This window comes from Vibrio sp. OY15 (assembly GCF_000742455.1).
GTDB classification, from domain to species: Bacteria; Pseudomonadota; Gammaproteobacteria; order Enterobacterales; family Vibrionaceae; genus Vibrio; species Vibrio alginolyticus.
This window is the reverse complement of sequence record NZ_JPIL01000009.1, coordinates 398,602-422,913: the sequence shown is the minus strand read 5'-3', so window position 1 is coordinate 422,913 and position 24,312 is coordinate 398,602. Positions and strand designations below refer to the sequence as shown.

Below are 24,312 nucleotides of genomic sequence, written 5' to 3'. Positions count from 1 at the left end.
AAAACAGAGGAATCACTCATGCTTTAATGCTAGTTTTTATTTAAAATATTATACTCTACGCACAACTGTCAGTATTGATAAACCAACAAAACTAATGACTATTTTAATAATAAAAAGGAGTGTGCAAGCTCCTACCGTAGCCCTTATCACTACTGCGTTAATCATATTGATTAGCGTATCGCTTTCTCACTACTTCCTCACTCCTGTGGATAGGCTACCTACCATCAAGCCTTTAGAATTCGCAAGTGAGAATGTGCAGCCATCAATTAAAAAGAAGACTCGTAGGCAAAAAATCACTATCGGTGTTGTTGAATACTCTTTTGTCGCTTCATTATTAAAATCAGGAGTGAGTCAAAAAGAGATCAACTTGCTATTAGCACTTATCAAAAGCAAGTTTAATATTATTGACTCTATTAAAAGAGGTGATAACTTTATCTTAAGAACTAAATTAAATAGTAAAAATGAAACTTACATTAGTTCTTTTTACTATTTAGGCAGTAAAACTGATTTATTTATTATCAATGATGGTCACGGTAACGTATTTGATGAGCATGGTGTGTCGATAAATAATCAGTTCATGTTTTCTTCACCCTTTGATAAAAACTACAGAGTGAGCTCTGACTATGACTTAAAGCGAACACATCCAGTGACCAATATAACGACTCCGCACTTAGGCACTGATTATGCCACACCTGTAGGTACACCGATTCGTAGTATTGCTGATGGCATCGTTTTAAAGTCCCGCTACAACCGTTTTGCGGGCAACTATATTAATATCCGCCACACAAATGGCTCTGTATCACGCTACCTACACTTATCTCAGCGCAACGTCCATGTTGGTGAGAAGATCAGCCGAGGACAAGTGATAGGGAAAACGGGTAACACAGGAAGAACAACAGGGCCGCATTTACATCTTGAACTGCACATCAATGGTGTTCCTGTTGATTACGAGCAATACATTCAAAGGCACCCAAACACTGACGTAAATATAGAAATGCTGATTGCAGCGAGAAAAGAAAAAGCAGAGTTAACAGCGGAATGGCAACGGTATGAGCAGTCAAATAGGTAACAACATCCACTTCGATTCGCTCTTTCTTCATTTATCTGAAGCGAGTCCTCGTAACCCTCTGAGCGCTTCGTAGTCTGTCGCCACTAACCAATTTCATGATCAAAAAGAGCCGCTACATGCGGCTCTTAATGATTCTAATCTTTATTTACATACCCATGAATTGATACTTTGTGACATCACGTTTCAAACTCAGAAATTCAACAATAAACGTTATTACATAAAAGAAACTCATAACTAGTATTACTAAGTAGTCACAGAAAAAATCAATTGGTAACTACGAGACAATAAAAATGAAACGGCTTACTAGTATACTAGTAGTCGAACACATCTAGTAGATCGAGATCGAATTCGACACCACGCAGGTCATGTTCATTACACAAGTTCTTTAGCTTATCATCGCAATACAGCAAGTTACACCCTTGCATCAACGACTTAAAAACATACTTATCTGCAACGCTCAACTCGATGAACTTAAGCGACGTCAAGCCAACCGGATGCTCATCAATATATTCGTGTTTCGTATTTTCCTGGTCTTCTTCTCCAAAGCTCATGACATTGAAAACCTGAAACTTCTCACCATCAATCACTATAGGTAAAAACTCACCATCTGTTTCAATGTATGGTTTAAGCACTTCAGCCGCTCGCAGCGTCAGCACTAAACACGTTCCCCAAACAGATATGTCAGGGGTTTTTACCGATGTCTTGTAGTGAGCCGTAAATTGAACACTCTCTTCTACCCAAACATCAGACAAGCCCTCTGCTCTTACTGGCTCATTGAAAAGCCTATTCAACAGATCATCATCGCCCGCATCTATGGCCCTCTGATACGGATCATGCTCAAGAACTTTAAAGTAACGATTGAGGTTTCTTACCTGATATATACTCATTAAGCTAGTTTCCAAACTGGTTCTTTCTTCACAAGAATTTGAAGATAATGACAAATATTATCTTCATGATACTTAATTCTAGTCCCAAAAACGCGTTTACAGTTTCAAATTTCGACTAATATTCCAACCTATCTCTAAAAACCGTTGCATGTATACACGAATACATCGCCGCTAAGAAAACTGAGACAAAAAGAGCGCTACTTACGGCTCATAATGATTCGAACCTCCTATCGAAACAACCATAAAGTGATATCTACGATTTCTTTCACTTCAATAGCTTACTCAAAAAGCAACCATTTGTTGATATCACTTAAAGGAACCATAAGTTGATATTTTTGTGAACCCGACAGTTTACTAAAAAACCATAGGTAAGAAAGTTACCTTCAGTATTACTGTACAACCACTTCATGTAAAGATTTCTCTGCGGGAAAAGGAATATAGCTAACCCAGCCGTATTGATATTTAGCTTCACTTGCTTCTGCACCGACCAATAGGTTTCTCAGTATTTATCCGTTGGACGTCAGACGCAAAGCTGGAGGCCAATCTAACTATCAGCCAGCATGCGAACAATTACTTGAGACTCAGGATCTTTAAGAATATGCGCTTGGGATAACGCCAGTTCTTTAAGTACGTTCAACCCGACCTCGACTAAATATTGGTAAGAGATACCAACCATGATATACATACGACGTTTGTTGCTATGACTAAAATTACAAACAGTTGAGCTCCAAATAACACTGTTCTAACTAGAAATGTAAAGGCCATCTGCCGTCTAAAACACGGGAGTGAATAAACCAATATCAACCAAGCTACCTGAGCAGCTTCCGAATTCAACAAACCCACCTTTTTTGTTCGGCTTCAGAAATAAAATCATGATACCTGCGGCAGTGTTGCTCAGGGTGCCTTTCAGAGCTAAACCAATCGCTAAACCCGCTGCACCCACTAAAGCTATCAAACTGGCAACATCTACAAGTGCGACTAAACAAACCGCATAAGAAGCCACTTGAGACAGCGAGCGATAATTTCATCTCCACCACTGACTTTGTCTGTCTTTTTGAATATCCCGAGGTTGACGAGCTTGGATACCACATAAGCCAAGATAAAATTGTCAAGAGCGTATTTTGCAAGATCAGCACAACGAGTGCCTAACGCGTATCATAAAAAACCGTAATGTGTTCCATCTTACTGCGTGACTCAATAAGTTCACTGTTCAATATTTATGTATTAAAGCGCTCCATAGATTAGAGAACTGTTGTATCCCAAATAACACACCAACAGAACAACGCCTTCACTGCGAGAAATCGTCTGTGATTTGCCAAAACGAGCGGCGGTCAACCGCAGTAATCCCGTGACAAAAAGCATCGATGTCCAGTCACGCCAGAAGACTTCAGCACCAATATTGGCAATAGGTGCAATGGTGCCCGCAATACCGATGACTGCTAAGGAGTTAAACATATTTGAGCCTACCACATTACCCACAGCTATATCATGCTCGCCTTTACGAGCCGCCACTATAGATGCCGCTAATTCGGGTAATGACGTTCCTAAAGCCACAATAGTTAGGCCAATCAATAAATCGCTGACACCGAGTTGTTGTGCGATTTCCACAGCTCCCCACACCAAAATGCGCGAGCTGATAATCAGTAACACTAACCCTGTAAACAGCCAGAAAATGGAAGACTTCTGTGACATACGTTGGCTAGACAGTTCGTAGCCCGCCTCTTGCTCTAAGTAGTCTCCCTTTGAGCGTAGTGCGCTCCAGATTGACCAACCAATCAAAAGCATGAATCCACCAATCAAAGTCCAGGCTTCTAACGTGCTGATATGGTGATTCCATAGCATTGCACCAACGTCAAGCGTAATGACTAAAAGTATGGAAAAAGTCCCTTACGAGAGTATTCAGTATCAATGGATCAGAACAAATTCATTGCACCGTAAACACTAAACTCAATTTGAACTGGTAATACCACGTGTTTCGAATCAATCTTAAATACTTTGTTAAATAGCTAGGCGAAACCTATAAACCTATATCTCGATTCATTTTCTCTCCTCTGCCAAATTTATTTGATTCTGTTTTAGCTAACTCTTCATATTCTTCACATCGGTAGTCCAGACGAGTGCTTTTAGAACCAAACGGGTCTTTGTTTCGTAATTCGGTCAGAGCACCAAACAGCCTGAAGTTGAGCAATTCTCATACTGCACACTGAGTTTCAGACATACCAAACCCTGTAAGTTTGTTCAACTCTTTAATCATGGCGTAAGTTTCATCAACCTGAACATTGTAGTTTCTCAGGCTTAACCGCTCAACTAACAACTTCTTCACTCGATACATTGCTGTCTCTGATAGTGAGCGTTTATGGTAGCCGTATCGTTTTTTTCCACTTACACTTGGATACGTATGACATCGTGACAATCCCCTGTGTCATAAGCGCCATCACCTAATATCGCTATGATTTTACGACTTGTTTGCTTGAGCAAGTAAGGGAGGACTTCTGCATAGGTAACATTAGATAAAATCAGTTCTGCCGCAACGATTTCGTAAGTGCTGGTATCGATAGCTCAATGCCATTTTCTCCAGACTCTACACTTCCCGCCAGTTACATGCTTCTTGACCTTCCGTTTACCTTCACCATAGACCTTGAGACCTGCCGCATCGAGGGCTAGATGATATATTACACCTCTAGTCTTTGGTTTAAATAAAACCTCGACTTGCTTAGCTCTTCGACTGATACAACTGTAATGTGGACAGGCTATAGGGACGTTAGCCAATGAAAAAAACAGAATCGATAAACCCTTGCAATGTTCTCAACGGTATTGAGAAAACTCGTTTCACTATAAGCACAGTGATAATGGCTAAGCCGCTGATCTAAAAAGGTTTACCACGTTTACCTTGCTTATTCTGCTTCCACTTGCGAATGGCTTCTTCATCAATCCAGAAAGTGAGAGAACCACGGTTGATTAGAGATGTCATCCATGGCCAAACTGGTTTCAAGATCGTACTACTCTGAGGTAGTGCTCGATAGTCCAAATTGGAGCCAGTTTACCGACTTAGTCGACCAAATATATAGTAAATTTAACGAAGAAAGTGCTAACTAAAAGATAGCTATTCATTCTTGTTTTGCAATAAAGCAATTGGATGAAGCAAGGCATCCTTAGTACTGACATCCAACACTTTTACTTTTCGAAAACGTTCCGGTTCTTTGATCGCGACATCATGAGCAAATATCACAAACTTCGCTTTCTCGATGTCTTTCTCGGTAATTCGATTGATGACGCCATTCGCCCCTTGAGTTTCGACTTTAATCTTAATGCCGAGTGCACAAGCCGCTTTTTCCAATGACTTCGCCGCTAAGAACGTATGTGCCACACCTGATGGACAAGATGTAACCGCCAAAACATCTGCCTCACCTTCGCCTTGAACGGAACCATATACTTGAGAATGACCAGTGTAGCTTTCATCTTCGGTGACGGTTTTCTTTAGTGCAATCACGATCAATGCAGTGGTAACTGAGCCCGTAATCGTGCCGATGATGTAACCAATTTTTCCATCCACGACAGGGAGAACAATCCAACCGCCCCAAGGGGCATGGTTCATTACGTGGAACATAAAGCCAATCACGTTACCAACAATGCCACCAGCAACAATCGCAGGCAGGACGCGAGCTGGGTCGCCCGCCGCAAACGGAATCGCTCCTTCGCTGATACCAATTATGCCCATGATGCCCGCTGCTTTACCAGCTTCACGTTCATCACGTTTAAATTTACTTGGCGATAGGAAAGTCGCTAACGCCATGCCCAGCGGCGGAGTACAGATCGCAATACCGACACCACCCATTAGCCACGGTTGAGTATTTACTTGTGTCTGAGCAAACAAAGTCGCCACTTTGTTGATAGGACCGCCCATATCAAACGCGGTCATTGCACCTAGTACGGTACCCAACATCACTTTGCCCGAGCCCGCCATCCCCGTCAGCACATCATTCATGGTCGTCATTGCGCTGGCGATAGGCGCACCAATCACCCACATCACTGCGCCGCAGGTAACAAACGTACCAACCAGTGGGTAGATAAAGATCGAGCCGAGCGAACTCATGCTGTCCGGCAGTTGAATTTTCTTCAGCAACCAAACCACAAAGCCGGCGAAAAAGCCGACCACAATTGCACCTAAAAAACCCGTATTGTAATGACTGACCGCAATCCAAGACCCAATCATACCCGGCGCAAGGCCCGGCTTGTCGGCAATGGAATAAGCAATGTAACCGCCAAGAACGGCAGTAAACAATGTCAGGCCAGCAATCCCCATTTGGGCAATATCGGCCAGAATGCCCTCCTGTGGTACACCACCGTGTCCAGAGATCATCACCGACAACGACAACAACACACCACCCGCAACAATAAACGGGATCATGTGGGATGTGCCAAACAGCAGGTGCTCTTTAATGCGGCCAAGTTTTTGCGCCCAAGGGCTCAGGGGGTCTGATGCAAATTCTAAAGAAGTCGGGAGAAATTCATTGGATTGGGTTTGAATATCAGTCAGCATCTCAAGCGCTTCTTCTCGCGATTGAGCCAGCTTGAGCTTTTCAACAAAGCCGTCTTCGATAAGTTTGGTGGAAATTTGTGCCAATACTTCAATGTGATGATGATCATCACCATCTGGAGACGCCAGCATGAAAAACACATCGGACAGCTCGCCATCTTCGGCGCCATAATCAATCCCATTACGGCTGATCCCGACCGCGACAGCTGGTTGCGCTACAGCATCACTTTTGGCATGAGGGATCGCAATACCATCATCAAATCCTGTGTTACCGATCTCTTCTCGTTTCCAGATATCTGCCAAGAACTGGCTTTGACTGTTGAGCTTGCCAGCGGCCTCTAGCATATCGACCAGCTCTTTGAGCGCTTCATCTTTGGTTTGAGCTTTTAGATCTAAACATATCGTTTCCAGCTCAATTAGGTTTGTGATGTCCATTGCTTTACCTTCCAATATTCACGCTCGAATATATACCCAAGTGAGTTTGAGATACAGGATCCCCTGGCTCGTATGCGTTCCTACTCATTTTATTTGGGCATAGATTAACCAGTGCCTACCCTTTGATATATAGGACTAAAAGTGCATTAACTGGATTAATGTAACATGAGATTCAAACTGTGATAGAGCTCTTGCGTTAATCCAGCTCAAATCAATTCAATCTGCGGTGGCTGTGTTAATATCCACAAAAAATAAAATGGATAGAACATGAAAATCGTAGCGGTGACAGCATGCCCTACAGGCATCGCTCATACCTATATGGCGGCAGATGCACTCATGAAAGCTGCGCCAAAACATAACGTGCAAATTAAAGTAGAAACGCAAGGTGCGATGGGGATAGAGAATCAGCTCACTCCTCACGATATTGCTCAAGCGGATCGGGTTTTGATCGTGTCGGATATTGAGATAGAACAACCAGGCCGATTCGAAGGGACGCGCAAAATTCAAATCCCCATTGAAGAGGTTTTGCTGAACGTCGACAAAGTATTCCTCGTCCACTGCCGCGACTAAATTTGCAGATGAACGAATACCAAATCACCTTTTTCGTCGATAATGCAAATGCCAGTGCGCACCTTGCTCAGCCACTCAATCGAGTGGCAAAGAAGTTCAAAAGTACCTTACATATCATTAATGTAACGCAAAATCGTGTTGCGGAACTCACCAAGTCCGTGGCGATTTTGCAAGCAGGTCTACAACAAGGTGATTTGTGTCAAATCACAGCGATTGGCATTGACGCAGAGCTGGCCTGCTTCGTCATCAAAGACATGATTGCTGAACACTTTACGGTGGTGGGATCTCATATCAACTATGAGTTTTCTAGCCAACTGGCCGAGCGTTTACCGCAAATTTGCCCACCTTGTGAAATCAAATGGCACTACGCCAAAGCGCATACCGAGCTCACCAAGTTTGAATGTCTTAAAGGATTAGCTCAGCTGATCCACCCCATTCATCCCGACGAACTGATTCTTGCTTTTATTAAACGCGAAGAACGTTCATCAACTTGCGTGACTCCGGGGATCGCTCTACCGCATGTGATGTTTTCAGGTGTTGACCACATTTCCATTGCCGTTATTGCAAATGAAAAGTCGATGGATTGGGCTTCAAAGATGGGTGATGTTCATCTGACTATAGCACTGGTGATGCCAGAAAGGCCGACCCGAGATCAGATCATTGCGGCTACTAACCTCACACGAAATCTGCTTACCGATCAAATAGCGGAACGCCTACTACTAACAAAAAGCAGCGTCGACTTACAAGCGCTGCTGATGTACGCCATGTCGAGGCTGCTCGCCTAAACTTCTCTATAATTTACGCACTCTGACTGAAGGCTTAAATCGAACCACGATATTCCGTCGGCGTTCTGCCTGTACGGTTCTTAAATACTCGGCAGAAATAGTTCACGTCTTTAAATCCACAGCGCACTGACACGTCATTGAGTTTGAAGTTGTATTTTTTGAGCATAAACTTCGCACGATCCACGCGTACCCAAGTAATGTAGTCTGCCAAGGTCATGTGCCCCTGCTGACGGAACAAGCGCGACAAATGGTTCGAGGAAATACTGAATCTCAACGCAATGCTGTCACGTGTGATTGGGCGATGGAAGTTCTCTTGAATGTAGATACAAATCCCTTGATAGAGATCTTGCACACGGCTATGTGACTGCTGCTCGACTGGTGCATCCAACATCGTCTTCGCGTATTGCAGTAATGCTTGCAGTAAAAGCTCATCCATTGGTTTTTTAGTATTCTCACGAGCCAGTGAGCTCAACGCTTCTAAGATGTTATCTATCGCAAATCCTGAGCGTGTTTGGATGCTATGCTTTTGAATATCGTAAAAGTTTGCCTCACCTTTGCGTTTGCTCACCAAACTTAACCCAAGTTGTCGACGCCCAAACAAAATACTTAACACTGAGCAATCGGTATCCCAGTCTGGTTTATTCCAACAGTTAGGTGGAATAAATATCGCGTCGCCTTTTTTAGCAACGATGTGCGTTACTTTTCGATCATGACTTTCCATTTCATTAATATATTCCCCATCCAGAACTAACTCTAGGCGAGGGAAATTAACTTGATAGCTAAATTCAGGCGGCGTATGAAAATCTCCTGCAAACCAAATATTATGAAATGGCTCTCTTTCATTTAATACCGCTGAAATTAAATCATGAAAAATCATTGTCTCACACTCTATATATGCATCAATGATGCTATTTACTATAGATATACACCGGACTGGATTTTTGTGCTATTGAGCAAAATCACACTTCCATTTTAATGTTACAAAAACCCAGTTAACGCATCAATTTTCCAGTAACAAAAACTCTATCAAAAACACTCAATCCCTTTTTAAATGGGAGCAAAGCCACATTTCACTTATCGTTTAGCTTCTTATCCATCATGTCACAGATATGCAGCTAGATTTGTCCAGTGAACGATCTAAATCACACTATAGTTAGTCGGTTACAATCCTCCAGTAAATGCATTTTTTATTCACTACAGTCTTTTTCTCAGTAATTTAAAAATACCTCTGAAATAAAAATTATATTTATAGGGGTTCGATAATGATCACCAAACTAATAAATGAATACTTAATTAAGCTTGATCTTAAAGCGTCTTCAAAAGAAGACGTATTTAAAGAACTGGTTGCCGTTCTTCATGCCCAAGGTCGTATTTCTGACCAAACACAATTTCTTTCAGATATAAAAGCACGTGAAGAATTAGGAAATACCGGATTTGAAGATGGCGTGGCAATTCCACACGCGAAAAGCTCTGCTGTGATTGAACCGGCGGTTGTGATCGGCGTAAGCAAATCAGGTATCGAATACGGCGCGGAAGACGGTTTGCCTTCAAAACTGTTCTTCATGATCGCTTCTCCAGACGGTGGCGATAACCACCATATCGAAGTACTTGCAGAGCTGTCCTCAAAACTGATTGAAGATGGTTTCATTGATGCGTTCTTAGGTGCAGCAAACAGCCAAGACGCACTGGCACTTCTACTTGCTAAAGAAGAGCCTCAAGCAGTGACAGACGCACCAGCAAACCAAGGCTTCATCATTGGTGTTACTGGTTGTCCTGCGGGCGTAGCGCACACTTACCTAGCGGCAGAAGCGCTAGAGAAAGGTGCAGCGGCGATGGGTTACGAAATCAAGGTTGAAACGAACGGTTCAATCGGTGTGAAAAACAGCCCAACCGCAGAAGAAATCGAGCGTGCAGACGCAATCATCGTGGCATGTGACAAACAAGTCGACATGAACCGCTTTGCCGGCAAACGCGTGGTTAAAACCAACGTAAAAGCCCCTATTCGCGATGCTCAAGGTCTGATTAACGAAGCGTTAAGCGCTCCAGAATACCAAGCAGAAGCAAGCAGCAATGCACAAGCGTCTGTTGCAAACAAAGCCTCTCAGGCTCGCTCTGACCTCTACCGCTACTTGATGAACGGTGTATCACACATGATCCCATTCGTTGTAACGGGTGGTCTGTTGATTGCACTTGCTCTTGCAGTCGGTGGTCAGCCAAGTGAAGCGGGCATGGCAATTCCTGAAGGCAGCATGTGGAACCAAATTCTCAACGTTGGTGTGGTTGCCTTTACGCTGATGATCCCAATCCTAGCCGGTTACATTGCTTACGCGATTGCTGACCGTCCTGCTCTAGCTCCTGGCTTGATCGGTGGTTGGATTGCAAACAACGGTTCTTTCTACGGCGCAGACGCAGGTACAGGCTTTATCGGTGCCATCATCGCTGGTCTGCTTGTGGGTTACTTCGTGAAGTGGATTACGTCGATTAACTACCACAAATTCATTCAACCTTTGGTGCCAATCATGATTGCGCCAATCACAGGTTCGCTATTCATCGCTGGTCTTTTCATCTTCGTTATCGGCGCGCCAATCGCAAGCCTAATGGACGGTCTGACTGCGCTACTAACGAGCATGAGTACAGGTAACGTCGTTCTACTAGGCATCGTACTTGGTGGTATGGCTGGCTTCGATATGGGTGGTCCATTCAACAAGGTCGCATTCCTATTCTCTGTGGGCATGATTGCGAGCGGCCAAACTCAATTTATGGGTGCGATGGCGTGTGCAATCCCAGTTGCACCTCTAGGCATGGCACTGGCAACGGCGCTTGGTCGTAAGTTCGACCTGTTCGAAGAATCAGAAACCGAAGCGGGTAAAGCAGCAGGCGCAATGGGTCTAGTTGGTATCTCTGAAGGTGCGATTCCATTCGCAGCGCAAGATCCAATGTCAGTGATTCCTGCAAACGTACTTGGCTCAATGGTGGCGGCAGTAATGGCGTTCTCATTCGGCATTACCAACAGTGTTGCTCACGGCGGTCCAGTTGTCGCTCTTCTTGGCGCGATGAACCACCCAGTACTTGCTCTGATTTGTATGGCAGCTGGCGCAGTAGTTACCGCAGTAACGTGTGTAACTCTGAAGAAAGTTCGCAAAGCAAAAATGTTGCAAGCAGCCGCTTAATCACCCCTACCCCCAATGGCTCCTATGGCTTGGGCAATGTCGCCCAAGCCATGATTTTCTCTCATGGTGACACTCTATGTCTGATTTAACGATGTCCGATACACAAACGATTCAAACTCAAGCTAAGCATCCGATGTTTTTCCTGATGAACAACGTGATTCAAAACTACGCTTGGGGCAGTACTACTTCTGTTAACCAACTGTTTGGCATTGAAAACCCAACGGGCGAACCACAAGCAGAAGTATGGATGGGCGCGCATCCCAACGGTTGCTCATTGGTGATGGTAAACGGTGAGGAGACCAAACTGTCTTCACTGATTACTCAAGACATGAATGCCTTTCTGAGTGAAGAAGTCGCAAACCGTTTTGGTGAACTTCCATACCTGTTTAAAGTGCTTGCTGCTGAGAAAGCGCTGTCGATTCAGGTTCACCCAAACAAACAACAAGCAGAATTAGGCTTTGCACTGGAAGAAAAACAAGGCATCCCCCTAACCGCTGCAAACCGTAACTACAAAGATCCAAACCACAAACCTGAGTTGGTTTACGCGCTAACCGAATACCAAGCGATGAATGGCTTCCGCCCAACAAGTGAAATCATCAGCTTCTTCTCTGAGCTGGCGATTCCTGAGCTGCAAGGCTTGGTGGATGATCTTATCGCAAACCAAACACCAACGGGCTTGGCGACGTTCTTCTCGGGTCTACTGTCACTAGAGGGCGAACAGAAAGAGATGGCGTTGACGGTGCTATTGGCTCAAGCTCGCATCACCGACTTACCTCTGTTCAACCTCATTCTTGAACTAGAGAAGCAATACCCTGGCGATATTGGTTTGTTTGCGCCACTTATGCTTAATGTGATTACCCTACAACCGGGTGATGCCATGTTCTTGGATGCAGAAACGCCACACGCTTACTTGAAGGGTACGGGGCTTGAGATCATGGCAAACTCAGACAACGTACTGCGCGCGGGTCTGACACCAAAATACATGGACGTGAAAGAGCTTGTTGCGTGTACACGCTTCAACGAGAAGCCGTTCGACAGCCTATTGCTTGCACCGAATGAAATCGACGATATGTTGGAATACCCAATCCCAGTCGACGATTTCAAATTCGCCATCGTTAAACAAGCTCACCAGCGTACTCTTGACGTTCAAACCGCTGAGATCCTTATGCCTCTGGATAACAAGCTTGTGCTAACTCACGCAAACGGCGAAACATGCGTGGTTGAAAAAGGACAATCTGTTTTCATTCCGGCTTACGCAAAACAGGTCACTTTGGATTGTGAAGGTCGTGTTGTGCGCGCTTACAGTTAGTGAACGCTAATTAAGCTTCCTTCATACTGTTACATTTTATAGTTCAGCCAATAACCGCCGTTATTGGCTTTTGATATTCATTCATCCTAGTTTTATATTGATATATTGGAGAGCTAAATCACACTTAAGCTTGTGTGATACAAAAATATAGTTATTGGATTTTTTTTACTATTTCAGAAAACCGTAACATTAATTAAATTTGCCTCATTACTTCAGTACCAATGAGTCAAAAAATGATAACAGAACTAACAAACGTCAATTTAATTAAAGGCAACCTTCAAGCTAATAATAAAAAAGAAGTCTTTGAAGAGCTAGCGCAAATGCTATTCGAAAATAATCGAATCAGCAGCAGAGAGGCTTTTTTAACCGACATCGAAGCGCGTGAAGCATTAAGCGTAACTTCAATGGACGGCATCGCTTACCCACACGCAAAAAGCAAAGCGGTTACAGAGCCTGCAATCGCTGTTGGCGTAAAGCGCGAAGGCATCGAGTATGGCGACGAAGAGGGAGTCAAACCGACCGTATTCTTCATGATTGCCTCACCAGATAACGGTGCCGACCACCATATTTATGTTCTTCAAGAATTATTCGGTAAATTTAGCGAAGAGTTTATTGAAGATATTCATAACGCAAAAGACGAAAACCAAATACTAAATATTTTAATTAATTCATAAGGCGTGAAATTATGAGTACAATCACAGCTCAAGCTAGTAATAATAGCGATTTCAAAAAAATCCTAAGTACCATGAAAGGTCACCTTTTATTCGGTACTTCTCACATGCTTCCATTTATCGTTGCGGGTGGTGTACTACTGGCGCTAGCGGTAATGGCATCAGGTAAAGGTGCGGTTCCTGCGGACGGTTTATTGGCTGATATTTCTAATATCGGTATTAAAGGTCTGGTGCTGTTCCCAATTATTCTTGGTGGCTTCATCGGTTACTCAATTGCAGACAAACCAGCACTAGCTCCAGCGATGATCTCTTCTGGCATCATGGCTGACATGGGCGGCGGCTTCCTTGGTTGTATCGTAGCGGGCTTCATCGCTGGTGGTGTGGTATTCCAACTTAAGAAGATCCCTCTTTCTGCTAACATGACTGCGTTGGGCGCTTACTTCATCTACCCTCTACTAGGTACGCTTATCTCTGCAGGTATCGTTCTATGGGGTATCGGTGAGCCAATCAAGATCTTCATGGCTTCTATGAACGAATTCCTAGCTTCTATGGCTGGCGCTTCTAAAGTGGTTCTAGGTACGATTCTTGGTGGTATGACTGCTTTCGATATGGGCGGTCCAATCAACAAAGTAGCAACGCTATTCGCTCAAACTCAAGTTGATACTCAACCATGGCTAATGGGTGGTGTTGGTATCGCAATCTGTACGCCTCCTCTAGGTATGGCGCTAGCAACATTCCTATTCAAGAAGAAGTTCACTAAGCAAGAACAAGAAGCAGGTAAAGCAGCAGCAATCATGGGTTCTATCGGTATCTCTGAAGGTGCTATCCCATTCGCAGCAAACGACCCTGTACGCGTTCTTCCTTCAATCGTTGCTGGCGGTATCGTTGGCTGTGTGTTCGGCTTCCTAACAGACGTACTACTACACGCACCATGGGGCGGTCTAATCACAGCTCCTGTATCAAGCAACATCCCAATGTACGTTGTGGGTATCGCACTAGGCTCACTAACAACAGCAGTTATCGTTGGCTTCTGGAAACCAGTTGCTGAAGAAGAAGCAGAAGACGAAATCGTTGAAGCAGCACCTGCACAAGCTCAAGCGGCTCCAGCAGCAGGCGAAGGCGAGTACGACATCGTAGCAGTAACATGTTGCCCATCTGGCGTAGCACACACATTCATGGCAGCGAAAGCACTAGAGAAAGCAGGTGCGGCAGCTGGTCTGAAAATCAAAGTAGAAACTCAAGGTCAAAACGGTATCCAGAACCGCATCACTGACCTAGATGTAGCAAACGCGAAGCTGGTTATTCTAGCTCACGATATCCAAGTAAAAGACGCTCACCGCTTTGCAAAAGCAAACGTTGTTGAGTGTTCAACGAAAGAAGCGATGCGTAACGCAGCGACTCTTGTGAAAGCTTAAACCTTAAGCTCCTCCCCCTAAGAGCCCTTTCCCCCAAAGGGCTCTATTTCAAGTTTTTAAGTTTTAGTAATACCCCTGATTTTTTTAATTATATAACCCTACAATTTACAAGGCTTTAAAAATGAAATTCAAACCTTCCCTACTCGCTTGCGCAGTTCTCAGTGGTCTAGTCGGTCTGACTGGCTGTAACGACGACACAACCAACATTTATGAAGGCGGTGACACCAACCCTGCACTGCCGGATATTCCTGACGGCGGCAAGCCAGTATGTCCTCCAGTTGGCGATGGCGACTGTGATGACAAGCCAAACCCAGAAACACCTGAAATCGACATGGGCGTTCACATCCCGGTAGATTTCGCCGATATGGACGTAACACGCTACGTCAACCCATTCATCGGCACAGGTAACCTAGGCAACACCTACCCTGGTGCAACCACACCACACGGCATGGTGCAGCTTTCTCCAAACAACGGTTCTAACGGCTGGGAATACATTTCAGGCTACTACTACCACGACGCACGTACTTCCGGTTTCTCTCATACCCACCTTTCCGGAGCAGGTGCTGGCGACTTGAACGACATTCTCGTCATGCCAATCAACTCGCGTTCGGATTACATGATTGATGAAGGTTCGGCAACGCTAAACCTAGAAGCGTCTCGCTTCCAACATCGTGACGAGCAAGCGACAGCAGGTTACTACAAAGTCGATCTATTGGATTACGACATCAAAGCCGAGTTGACGGCGTCTGATCGCGTTGGTGTACACCGCTACACCTTCCCTCGTGATGAGAAGTCAGAAATCATCGTGAACACTGGCTTCAAAATTAACTGGGACTACACCTCAGATTCTTACTTGAAATGGGACAAAGACAATAACCGTCTAGAAGGTCACCGTTTCTCTGACGGCTGGGCACCAAGCCAAAAAGAATTCTTCGTGATGGAATTCGACCAACCAATCAAAAACGTTCGCTTTGCTTACTACGATAAAGAGCAAGGTCGTTACATGGACGTGCCAGAAGGCATTACAGAAATCGGTAACGAAACACGCGGCAAGTACCAATACGCACGCGCTTACGTAGAGTTCGACACCTCAAAAGACGGCTTAACGGTTGAAGCAAAATTGGCGCTATCAAACGTTGAGATCGGCGAGAACGGCAAGTCAGGTGCTTTTCTTAACATGACAGAAGTTGCGGGCATGAACTTCGACCAAGCGACGGTAGACATTGGTTCTGGCACCTTCACGGTAACGGCTGAGAACAACGGTCCAGACAACATGTACATCAAAGAAGTGACCATCAACGGCAAGCCTCTGGATGTGTACAACACCTTCCAGCACAGCGAATTCAAAGCAGGCGGCGAACTGCACTTCGTGATGACGGCTGACAAGTCTGAAGCAATGCAAGCCAACCTAGGCGAATAATGATTTTGAGGGGACCTCGTGTCCCCTTTTCTCGTGGAATAAAAACAATGAAACTAAAAAGAACCCTACTCTCTACCGCAGTGTTAACCGCCATGCTTGGTCTTGCTGGTTGTGGCAGCGACTCTGATCCAGAAGCTCCAGTTATCTCTACCCCTACTTTGGAATTCGTTGATACCTTGATCGGCACTAAAGGTCTTGGCAACGTCAACCCATCGCCAGTGATGCCAGAAGGTATGATTCAACCGTCACCAGATAACTTCGATCCAAACGGTTGGAATGGTAAAGGCTCACCTGTCGAATACGATCCTGTGCACAGCTTGCTTTCTGGCTTCTCAATGACCCACATTTCTGGCGCAGGTAAAGGCGACCTAAACGACTTCGCTTTCTTGCCATACACAGGCTTTAATACCGATGCCGTGACCATGGATAAAAGCTCGGAAGTGGCAGAGGTTGGTTACTACTCGGTTGACCTTGTAGAAACCGGTGTAAAAGCTGAGCTGTCGGCAACCGACCGCGTGGCGTTCCAGCGTTACACTTTCAAACCGGGTGAAGACCGCAAAGTACGTATCGACCTGCAACACGAACTGTTGGAGCAATACGGCAACCATTCTCGCAGCATCTACTACAAACGCGTTAACGATACTACCGTCGTAGGCGCGCGTACCTCAAACGAATGGGGTCAATGGCAAACCGTGTTCTTCGCGGCAGAATTCTCTGATCCAATCATTGAAGAAAACCTGTACACCAAGCTGGCTTCTGAAAGCAAACTGACTCCAACCGACGCTACGGAAGTCGGATTAGAAGATTACCGTGGTTACGCAGAGCACAAACCAATGCCGGGCGAACCAGAACCTGATCCAGAACGTTTGGCAAAACGCGCAAACGATGTCCTGACTCACTTGAACTTTGGTAAGAGCGATGAGCCATTGGTGGTCAAAGTAGCGATTTCTGGCACTGGCGTTGACGGCGCACTGAAAAACCTAGAAGCAGACACTAACGGTTGGGACTTCGACAATGTCGTACAACAAAACCGCGTGGCTTGGGAAAACATCCTTGGCGAGTTTGAACTGGAAGGTGGCAACAAAGCCGACAAAACCATGTTCTACACCTCGCTCTACCGTACGTTTGTTGCTCCATTCCTATACCAAGATGTGGATGGCAAATACCGTGGCATGGATGGCAAAGTGCACCAAGCAGAAGATGGCTTAGTGAACTACTCAGTGTACTCAATGTGGGATACCTTCCGCGCCGCACACCCACTGAAAACCATCATCGATAAAGACCGCGCAATTGAACACGCACGCGATCTATTGAACAAATACCAAACGGGCGGCGTGCTGCCAAAATGGGAACTGCACTCGGATTACACCGGTGAAATGGTCGGTCATCCTGCGGTCTCGGTTATCGCCGATATCATGGTCAAACACCCAGAAGCCTTTACCGCAGCTGAGTTTGATTTGGCGTTGAAAGCCGCTGACGAAACGGTCAACTTCAACCTTGATAAAACCGAAAGCTGGGTGCCTTACCAAGACGCTTGGAACGGTGACAAACGCTTCACGGTCATGACTCGTCACAACGACTACCAAGAAGACGTCGGCTTTATTCCAGCCAACACCAAATGGGCGCCGGATTCTGGTGACAAACCGGGTTACGTAGAAGGCTTAAAAGTCGATAAGTACGACGAGCTTGTGAACGAATCGGTGTCTTACGGTCTTGAGAACGCTTACTACGACTGGTGTATCGCTCAGATCGCTAAACTTGCGGGCAACGACCAGCAGTACGACCGCTACATGGCACGCTCTGAATCGTTCAAGAACTACTTCGATTACAACCCAGAACAATACGGCAAGTTGCAAGACACCAAAGGCAACGCATTGGGTGCGACGGGCTTTATGCGTCCGGCTTACATGAACAGTGGCAGCAAGGTTTGGGCAAACAACCTGAAAGCCGAATGTTTGGACGAGAACATGGCGCTGTCTATCCCAGACGGTATGGACTACAACGCCTGTAAAGACCGCAAAGCACTCAACGAAAGCGATGTGTTCTGGCCTTACCGTGCTGAGCACCGTGGTGAAGACTTTACCGAAGGCAACACATGGCAATGGACATGGTTTGCACCGCACAACTTGAACGGTCTGGCCAACGTGATGGGCGGCGAGCACATCGACCGCACTGACTTCTCTCTTCCTGAAGACGTAACCGAACAAGGCAAAGCGGCATTCTTAGCCAACTTGAATGCGCTGTTTAATGCGGACTCCAACGCCGATACAAGCCAGTCACACGACATGTCAGGCTATATCGGTCAGTTCGTGATGGGGAACGAGCCAGATCACCACGTACCTTACCTATACAACTGGACAGCAGAGCCATGGAAGACACAAGAAATTGTCGACCAAGCGATGAACGAGTTCTACCACCCAACGCATGAAGGTCTGATTGGTAACGAAGACGTCGGTCAGATGTCGGCGTGGTATGTGATGTCTGCATTGGGCTTCTATCAAGTCACTCCGGGAGAAGCAAGCTACACCATCGGTCGTCCTCTGTTCGACAAAGCCGTGATTCCAGTCGCGGACGGTAAATTCACCATCACCTCAGAATATAACAGCCAAGAGAGCATCTACGTGAAGTCGGTGACCATCAACGGCAAACAATTGAGTGACAACTTCAGCTTCGCGCACAGCGATTTGAAAGACGGTGGTGAACTGCATTTCGTTATGACTTCAGACAAATCTGAAGCGATGAAAGCGCAATAACCGATACCTATCCAAATAACGAAAGGGGGCATCTAGCCCCCTAAAAAACTTCACTTCAGTGGAACCATAAAAATGAAACTAAAAAGAACTCTTATCTCTACCGCTATACTCGCTGCCATGTTTGGTCTTGCTGGTTGTAACAGTGATGACGACAACAGCAAATCTGGTACTCCATCCCTCGACACCACACTAACTCAATACGTCAATCCATTGATTGGTACAGGCGCAGATGGTCACACCTTCCCAGGGGCGGTTGTGCCTTATGGTTTGGTACAACTATCTCCTGATACCGAAATGGAAGGTTGGGGCTCTGCCGCAGGTTACTTCGACCACGGCAAACTGACTGAAATCCCAGTGTATGGTTTTTCCCACACTCACCTTTCTGGCACAGGCATTACCGACCTTGGTGACATCTTAGTTCTGCCTTTCACCAAGAAAGAAAACGCCGTTTTCAACACCTTCGATAAAGACAACGAAACCGCAGAAGCGGGCTACTACGCGGTTGAACTGAACAAAGGCGAGATCAAAGCTGAGCTAACTACCACGCAACGTGTTGGCTTCCACCGCTACACCTTCAAAGAAGGCACCACGCCACACATCAAGTTCGATTTAGACCACACTCTCAACAAAGGTCACTTCAACAACCGCACCATGAAGGGTGATTTAGAGTTCATCGACGCTTACACCATTCGCGGTTTACGTAGCTCGAACGGTTGGGCGAACAACCAACACGTCTACTTCTACGCCACCTTCAACCAACCTATCGTCAAAGCCATTGCTCTAGTTGACGGCGCAGAAACGGAAATCGATGTAAACAACGACAACATCGACGCAGTGAAAACCATCGCTTACCTAGAATTCGCACCATCATCAACACCGCTAGAAATCCAAGTAGGCTTGTCACCAACAGGCACAGAAGGTGCAGAGAAGAACCTAGAAGCAGAAGCGAAAGACGTGTCATTTGATACTGCGCGCGCTCAAGCCAACGATGCATGGCACCAAGAGCTCAGCCGCATGATGGTATCTGGCGGCACGGAAGATCAAAAAGAGATCTTCTACACCGCTCTTTACCACGCTTCTATCGCGCCAATGATTTTCCAAGATGTCGACGGTCAATACCCTGCGATGCGTACTCGCATTCAAAAAGACGCGGGCGACACACCAAACTACTCTGTGTACTCCATGTGGGATACCTTCCGTGCAGCGCACCCACTGAAAACCATTATCGACCCAGAACGTGCCGAAGAGTTTGCCAACGACTTAATTCGTAAATACGAAGACGGTGGCATCTTGCCGAAATGGGAACTGCACAGCCATTACACGGGCACTATGATCGGCTTCCCTGCAGTTTCTATCATTGCTGACGCGATGGCGAAAGGCTTAGACATCGACCCACAACTTGCCAAAGAAGCAGCTGAGTTTACGGTGCGTTACCACGAGGCGTCTGAATTCCCAGATTGGACGGAAGACAACAACATCGGCGCAGCAAACGTTGTGCAAGTGAAGGTGTACGAAGAAAACGGCTTTGTTCATCACGGTTACTGGAACAGTGCGTCTTACACGCTTGAGTTTGCTTACGGCGACTGGGCAATGGCGGAAATCGCACGCATGGCTGGCGATGTAAAACTGCAAGAAGAGTTTATGATTCGTGCCGACAACTGGCTTAACCATTGGGATGCAGAGACAGGCTTCTTACGTCCGAAAAACCACCCGCTTAGCTCATCACCAAACAAACCACCTTTGGAGTTCAACCAACCGATTGATGAAGATCGTTTAGATGAGTGTGAAATGGTTGAGTGGCCAGAAGGCTCAGGCGTGATGAAAGAGAAATGCCCGCTGCTACCGTTTGACCCTTACTACGTGGACGAGTTTGCCTACACCGAAGGGAACGCGTGGCAATGGAAGTTCCAACCAATGCACGATTTCAACCGTCTGAAACAAGAAATCTACCAAGCAGACTTGGCACAAGGCAAAGACACCACGCCAGAGAAAGCATTCCGTGAAGACTTGGACGAGCTATTCAACGCGCGTTCTTCAAACACTGGTGAAGAGCTGCCAGACCTAACGGGTTACATCGGTCAGTACATGCACGGTAACGAGCCATCGCACCACATTCCTTACCTATACGCGCTAACGGATGAGCCATGGAAAGCGCAAGAGTACCTAGACCGCATCATGTCAGAGATGTACACCAGCGAACCAACTGGTTTGATTGGTAACGAAGACGTAGGTCAGATGAGCTCTTGGTACTTGATGTCGGCAATGGGCTTCTACCAAGTGACGCCGGCGGATCCGGTCTACACCATCGGTCGTCCTATGTTTGATGAAATCACTATTCCAGTGGAAGGCGGCGAGTTCACAGTCATCGCAGACAACAACAGTCCACACAACAAGTACGTGAAGTCCGTAACCATCAACGGCAAACCGCTGGATGCCAACTTCACCTTCAAACACAGCGAAATCAAAGCGGGTGGCGAGCTTCACTTCGTCATGACGGGTGACAAGCAAGAAGCGCTTCAAGCTCAGTAACGTTTTATTTATTTCGTGTTTAAAGAATAAGCAGATAGATTAACTCAGAGGCAGGACGTAACTCGCTTCCTGCCTAAGGAATCAAGATTATGAACTTTACGAAAACCGCTATCGCCACCGCAGTGATTGCAAGTGTTATTGGTTTGGCTGGCTGCAACGATGACGACGATAACACCTCACCAAGCGTCGATACTTCCAACCTAAAATACGTCGACCCATTCATTGGTACCGGCTTTAACGGACACACCTTCCCGGGTCCTGTTGTGCCAGAAGGTATGGTGCAACTTTCCCCAGATACCGAGCTAATCGGCTGGCACTCTTCATCAGGTTACCACTTCGATAAAAAGACCTTATTTGGCTTCTCCCACACTCACCTATCTGGCACGGGGATGGGCGGTTTAGGTGACATTTTATTCCTGCCGTTTACCGAAGATAAAGCTAAATACATCGAAGACAGCGACGACTACCGCGAAGCGATTTCAGTCAAGATGGACAAAACCTCTGAAGTGGCAGAAGCGGGTTACTACTCTGTAAAGATTGCTGAGAACGGTATCAAAGCTGAGCTTACGGCGTCTGAACGTGTCGGCTTCCATCGTTACACCTACCCGCAAGGCCAACCACAACGTTTGAAGATAGACCTCAACTCCATCCTTAACAGTGACTGGGGTTCGACCTCTCTGCGTAACAAACTGACGGTGAGCGAAGACGGTCATACCATCACGGGCGAGCGCGATGCAGCACACTTCTCTGGCTGGGCGAAAAACCAAAAAATCTTCTTCTATGCGACTTTCGATAAGAAGATCAAAGACGTCTACATCCTTGCCAATGGCGAACCTGTTGACGGCCTAACGGCAGAGCATGTTTCTGAATTAATTTACGATGACCAAGGTAATCCAGTTAAGCGTGTCAAAGCGGACGTCACTGCCTACATCGAATTTGAAGATGAAGGCTCACAAGAGCTGAATGCGCAAGTGGCGTTATCTGCGGTTGACCCACAAGGCGCAGAAAACAACTACGATGCCGAAGCGAATGTCTCTTTCGATACTGCGCGTAACAACGCACGCGAGAAATGGGCAAAAGCACTCAACTTCTCAATTGAAGGGGGCACGGAGGATCAGAAAGAGATCTTCTACACTGCGCTTTACCACACCAAAATTGCACCTATGGTGCATCAAGACGTAGATGGTCGATTCCGTGGCATGGGCAAAGGCTCGATTCGTGAAGGCGAAGGGGAATACTCCATCGCTTACGGTCAAGCAACAGAAGAGCAACCAAACTTCTCGGTTTACTCTCTATGGGATACCCAACGTGCATTACACCCACTAAAAACCATCACAGAGCCAACCCGCGCGGTGCAGTACGCGAAGAACCTAGTTCAGAAGTACACTGAAAGCGGTTTGCTGCCGAAGTGGGAACACTTAGGTGACGAGACAGGCACCATGGTCGGCTACCCAGCGGTAGCAGTGATTGCGGATGCAATGACCAAATTCCCAGAAGAGTTTACTCAGCAAGAGAAAGAGCTGGCGCTGAAAGCAGCGATCGACTCTTCGACTTACGACAACTACCCAGCACTGCAAGCCGATTGGGATCAGGGCGTATTGGATCGCACTTTAACCAAGCACATCGATTACATTGAGAAAAACGGCTTCACACCTGCCATCCAACGTGTCGATGGTGAGCCAGTATTTGAAGACTACACGGTTGAGTCTGTTTCTTACGGTCTAGAAAACGCGTTCTACGATTGGGCTATCGCGCAAATCGCCAAAGCAGCCGGTGATACTCAAGCGGAAGAGCAATACCTTGAACGCTCGAAAGGCTACAAGAAGTACTTCGATTACAACCCAACGGAATACGCAGAACATGGCGTGACGGGCTTTATGCGCCCAGTGATGATTGATGAAACCTTCATGACGCCATTCGACCCATACGGCACAGAACACGAGACAGGCAACTACACCGAAGGTAACGCATGGCAGTGGACTTGGTTTGTGCCGCATGACATCGCAGGCTTGAAGACCATCATGGGTGGCGATGCTGAGTTCCAGAAGAACCTAGAAGCAACCTTCACCGCAGAAAGCCAAGGTACAGAAACACCGGATATGTCTGGTTTGATTGGTCAAGTTGCGTTTGGTAACGAACCTTCGCACCACATTCCTTACCTATTTAACTGGACCGCAGAACCATGGAAGACACAACAAGTCGTCGACCACGTTCTTGATGACATGTACTTTGCAGCGCCAGAAGGCGTCATTGGTAACGAAGACGTAGGCGCAATGTCCGCTTGGTATGTGATGTCTGCATTAGGCTTCTACCAAGTGAACGCGGCAGAACCTATTTACACTGTGGGTCGTCCGCTATTCGACAAAGCAGTGATTCCGGTGAAAGGCGGCACGTTCACGATCACCACAGAGAACAACGCCGATGACAACATGTACATCAAGTCTGTCACCATCAATGGCAAAGCTTTGGATAACGGTTTCTTCTTCGACCATTCCGAGTTCAAACCGGGTGGTGAGTTGCACTTCGTGATGACGGGCGAGCAATCTGAAGCGATGAAAGCGCCTCAATAAGCTTCACTTGAAATGTATTCCTCAGGCTAAAATAGCTTGAGGAATACAGGGGGATTTGATGTGATGAACGTATCTCCTATCTAGCTTCGTTGCGCCAAACTAATGGCGCACTTAGTATGAGTAGAAGTAACGGACAGCGTGTTGACAAAATCGGTCGAACCTTTCCAATGCTGAATTCTGCGATTTGATCTC

Annotated in this window: 16 protein-coding genes and 2 pseudogenes; 11 read left to right on the top strand and 7 right to left on the bottom strand. The window is 46.2% G+C overall.

The window, feature by feature from the left end; genetic code table 11:
* Positions 1-94: 94 nt before the first annotated feature.
* Positions 95-1,069 (top strand): peptidoglycan DD-metalloendopeptidase family protein, encoded by a 975-nt coding sequence (locus IJ23_RS12395; RefSeq protein WP_033906399.1) that lies wholly within the window; start codon positions 95-97, stop codon positions 1,067-1,069.
* A gap of 311 nt (positions 1,070-1,380) precedes the next feature.
* Here IJ23_RS12395 and IJ23_RS12390 read toward each other — a convergent pair whose 3' ends face one another.
* The 6 genes and pseudogenes from IJ23_RS12390 to IJ23_RS12370 form a co-directional block, all read right to left on the bottom strand.
* A complete protein-coding gene (locus IJ23_RS12390) occupies positions 1,381-1,956 on the bottom strand; it encodes a hypothetical protein (protein ID WP_033906398.1) in 576 nt (191 codons plus the stop codon).
* 544 nt (positions 1,957-2,500) lie between these two features.
* The gene (locus IJ23_RS25820; RefSeq protein ID WP_372061284.1) at positions 2,501-2,641 is read right to left on the bottom strand and encodes a hypothetical protein; all 141 of its coding nucleotides are present in this window, start codon (positions 2,639-2,641) and stop codon (positions 2,501-2,503) included.
* An 87-nt stretch (positions 2,642-2,728) separates the two neighbouring features.
* Entirely contained in the window at positions 2,729-2,959 is a 231-nt protein-coding gene (locus tag IJ23_RS25815) for a mechanosensitive ion channel domain-containing protein (RefSeq protein ID WP_373924676.1), read from the bottom strand.
* A gap of 221 nt (positions 2,960-3,180) precedes the next feature.
* A pseudogene (locus IJ23_RS12380) lies at positions 3,181-3,831 on the bottom strand (sodium:calcium antiporter); the annotation flags it as partial.
* Between the two features lie 316 nt (positions 3,832-4,147).
* Positions 4,148-4,927 (bottom strand): annotated as a pseudogene (locus IJ23_RS12375) (IS5 family transposase).
* 132 nt (positions 4,928-5,059) lie between these two features.
* Entirely contained in the window at positions 5,060-6,928 is a 1,869-nt protein-coding gene (locus IJ23_RS12370; protein ID WP_033906397.1) for a fructose-specific PTS transporter subunit EIIC, read from the bottom strand.
* Between the two features lie 267 nt (positions 6,929-7,195).
* Here IJ23_RS12370 and IJ23_RS12365 point away from each other — a divergent pair, with 267 nt between their 5' ends.
* Positions 7,196-7,498 (top strand): PTS fructose transporter subunit IIB, encoded by a 303-nt coding sequence (locus IJ23_RS12365; RefSeq protein ID WP_005463048.1) that lies wholly within the window; start codon positions 7,196-7,198, stop codon positions 7,496-7,498.
* A gap of 8 nt (positions 7,499-7,506) precedes the next feature.
* Positions 7,507-8,283 carry a PTS sugar transporter subunit IIA gene (locus IJ23_RS12360; protein ID WP_033906396.1) on the top strand — a complete coding sequence of 259 codons (777 nt, stop codon included), beginning with the start codon at positions 7,507-7,509 and terminating at the stop codon, positions 8,281-8,283.
* Between the two features lie 34 nt (positions 8,284-8,317).
* Here IJ23_RS12360 and IJ23_RS12355 read toward each other — a convergent pair whose 3' ends face one another.
* On the bottom strand, positions 8,318-9,160 hold the full coding sequence (locus IJ23_RS12355) for a helix-turn-helix transcriptional regulator (RefSeq protein ID WP_029802624.1): 843 nt from the start codon (positions 9,158-9,160) through the stop codon (positions 8,318-8,320).
* Positions 9,161-9,545: 385 nt separating this feature from the next.
* Between IJ23_RS12355 and IJ23_RS12350 the strand changes: the two genes are divergently transcribed.
* The 8 genes from IJ23_RS12350 to IJ23_RS12315 all read left to right on the top strand — a co-directional run bounded on the left by IJ23_RS12350 (position 9,546) and on the right by IJ23_RS12315 (position 24,120).
* The gene (locus tag IJ23_RS12350) at positions 9,546-11,453 is read left to right on the top strand and encodes a PTS fructose transporter subunit IIABC (RefSeq protein ID WP_033906395.1); all 1,908 of its coding nucleotides are present in this window, start codon (positions 9,546-9,548) and stop codon (positions 11,451-11,453) included.
* Positions 11,454-11,529: 76 nt separating this feature from the next.
* Positions 11,530-12,762, top strand: coding sequence for a mannose-6-phosphate isomerase, class I (manA, locus tag IJ23_RS12345; RefSeq protein WP_033906394.1), 1,233 nt, complete (start codon positions 11,530-11,532; stop codon positions 12,760-12,762).
* 233 nt (positions 12,763-12,995) lie between these two features.
* A complete protein-coding gene (locus IJ23_RS12340; protein WP_009697925.1) occupies positions 12,996-13,436 on the top strand; it encodes a PTS sugar transporter subunit IIA in 441 nt (146 codons plus the stop codon).
* 11 nt (positions 13,437-13,447) lie between these two features.
* Positions 13,448-14,848 (top strand): fructose-specific PTS transporter subunit EIIC, encoded by a 1,401-nt coding sequence (locus tag IJ23_RS12335; protein ID WP_005453038.1) that lies wholly within the window; start codon positions 13,448-13,450, stop codon positions 14,846-14,848.
* Positions 14,849-14,969: 121 nt separating this feature from the next.
* Positions 14,970-16,268 carry a glycoside hydrolase domain-containing protein gene (locus tag IJ23_RS12330; protein ID WP_152560924.1) on the top strand — a complete coding sequence of 433 codons (1,299 nt, stop codon included), beginning with the start codon at positions 14,970-14,972 and terminating at the stop codon, positions 16,266-16,268.
* Positions 16,269-16,315: 47 nt separating this feature from the next.
* Positions 16,316-19,021, top strand: a complete 2,706-nt coding sequence (locus IJ23_RS12325; RefSeq protein WP_033906392.1) for a GH92 family glycosyl hydrolase — start codon at positions 16,316-16,318, stop codon at positions 19,019-19,021.
* Positions 19,022-19,093: 72 nt separating this feature from the next.
* The gene (locus IJ23_RS12320) at positions 19,094-21,550 is read left to right on the top strand and encodes a GH92 family glycosyl hydrolase (protein ID WP_033906391.1); all 2,457 of its coding nucleotides are present in this window, start codon (positions 19,094-19,096) and stop codon (positions 21,548-21,550) included.
* A gap of 89 nt (positions 21,551-21,639) precedes the next feature.
* Positions 21,640-24,120: a GH92 family glycosyl hydrolase gene (locus IJ23_RS12315; RefSeq protein ID WP_033906390.1), complete on the top strand. Its 2,481-nt coding sequence runs from the start codon at positions 21,640-21,642 to the stop codon at positions 24,118-24,120.
* Positions 24,121-24,312 lie beyond the last annotated feature (192 nt).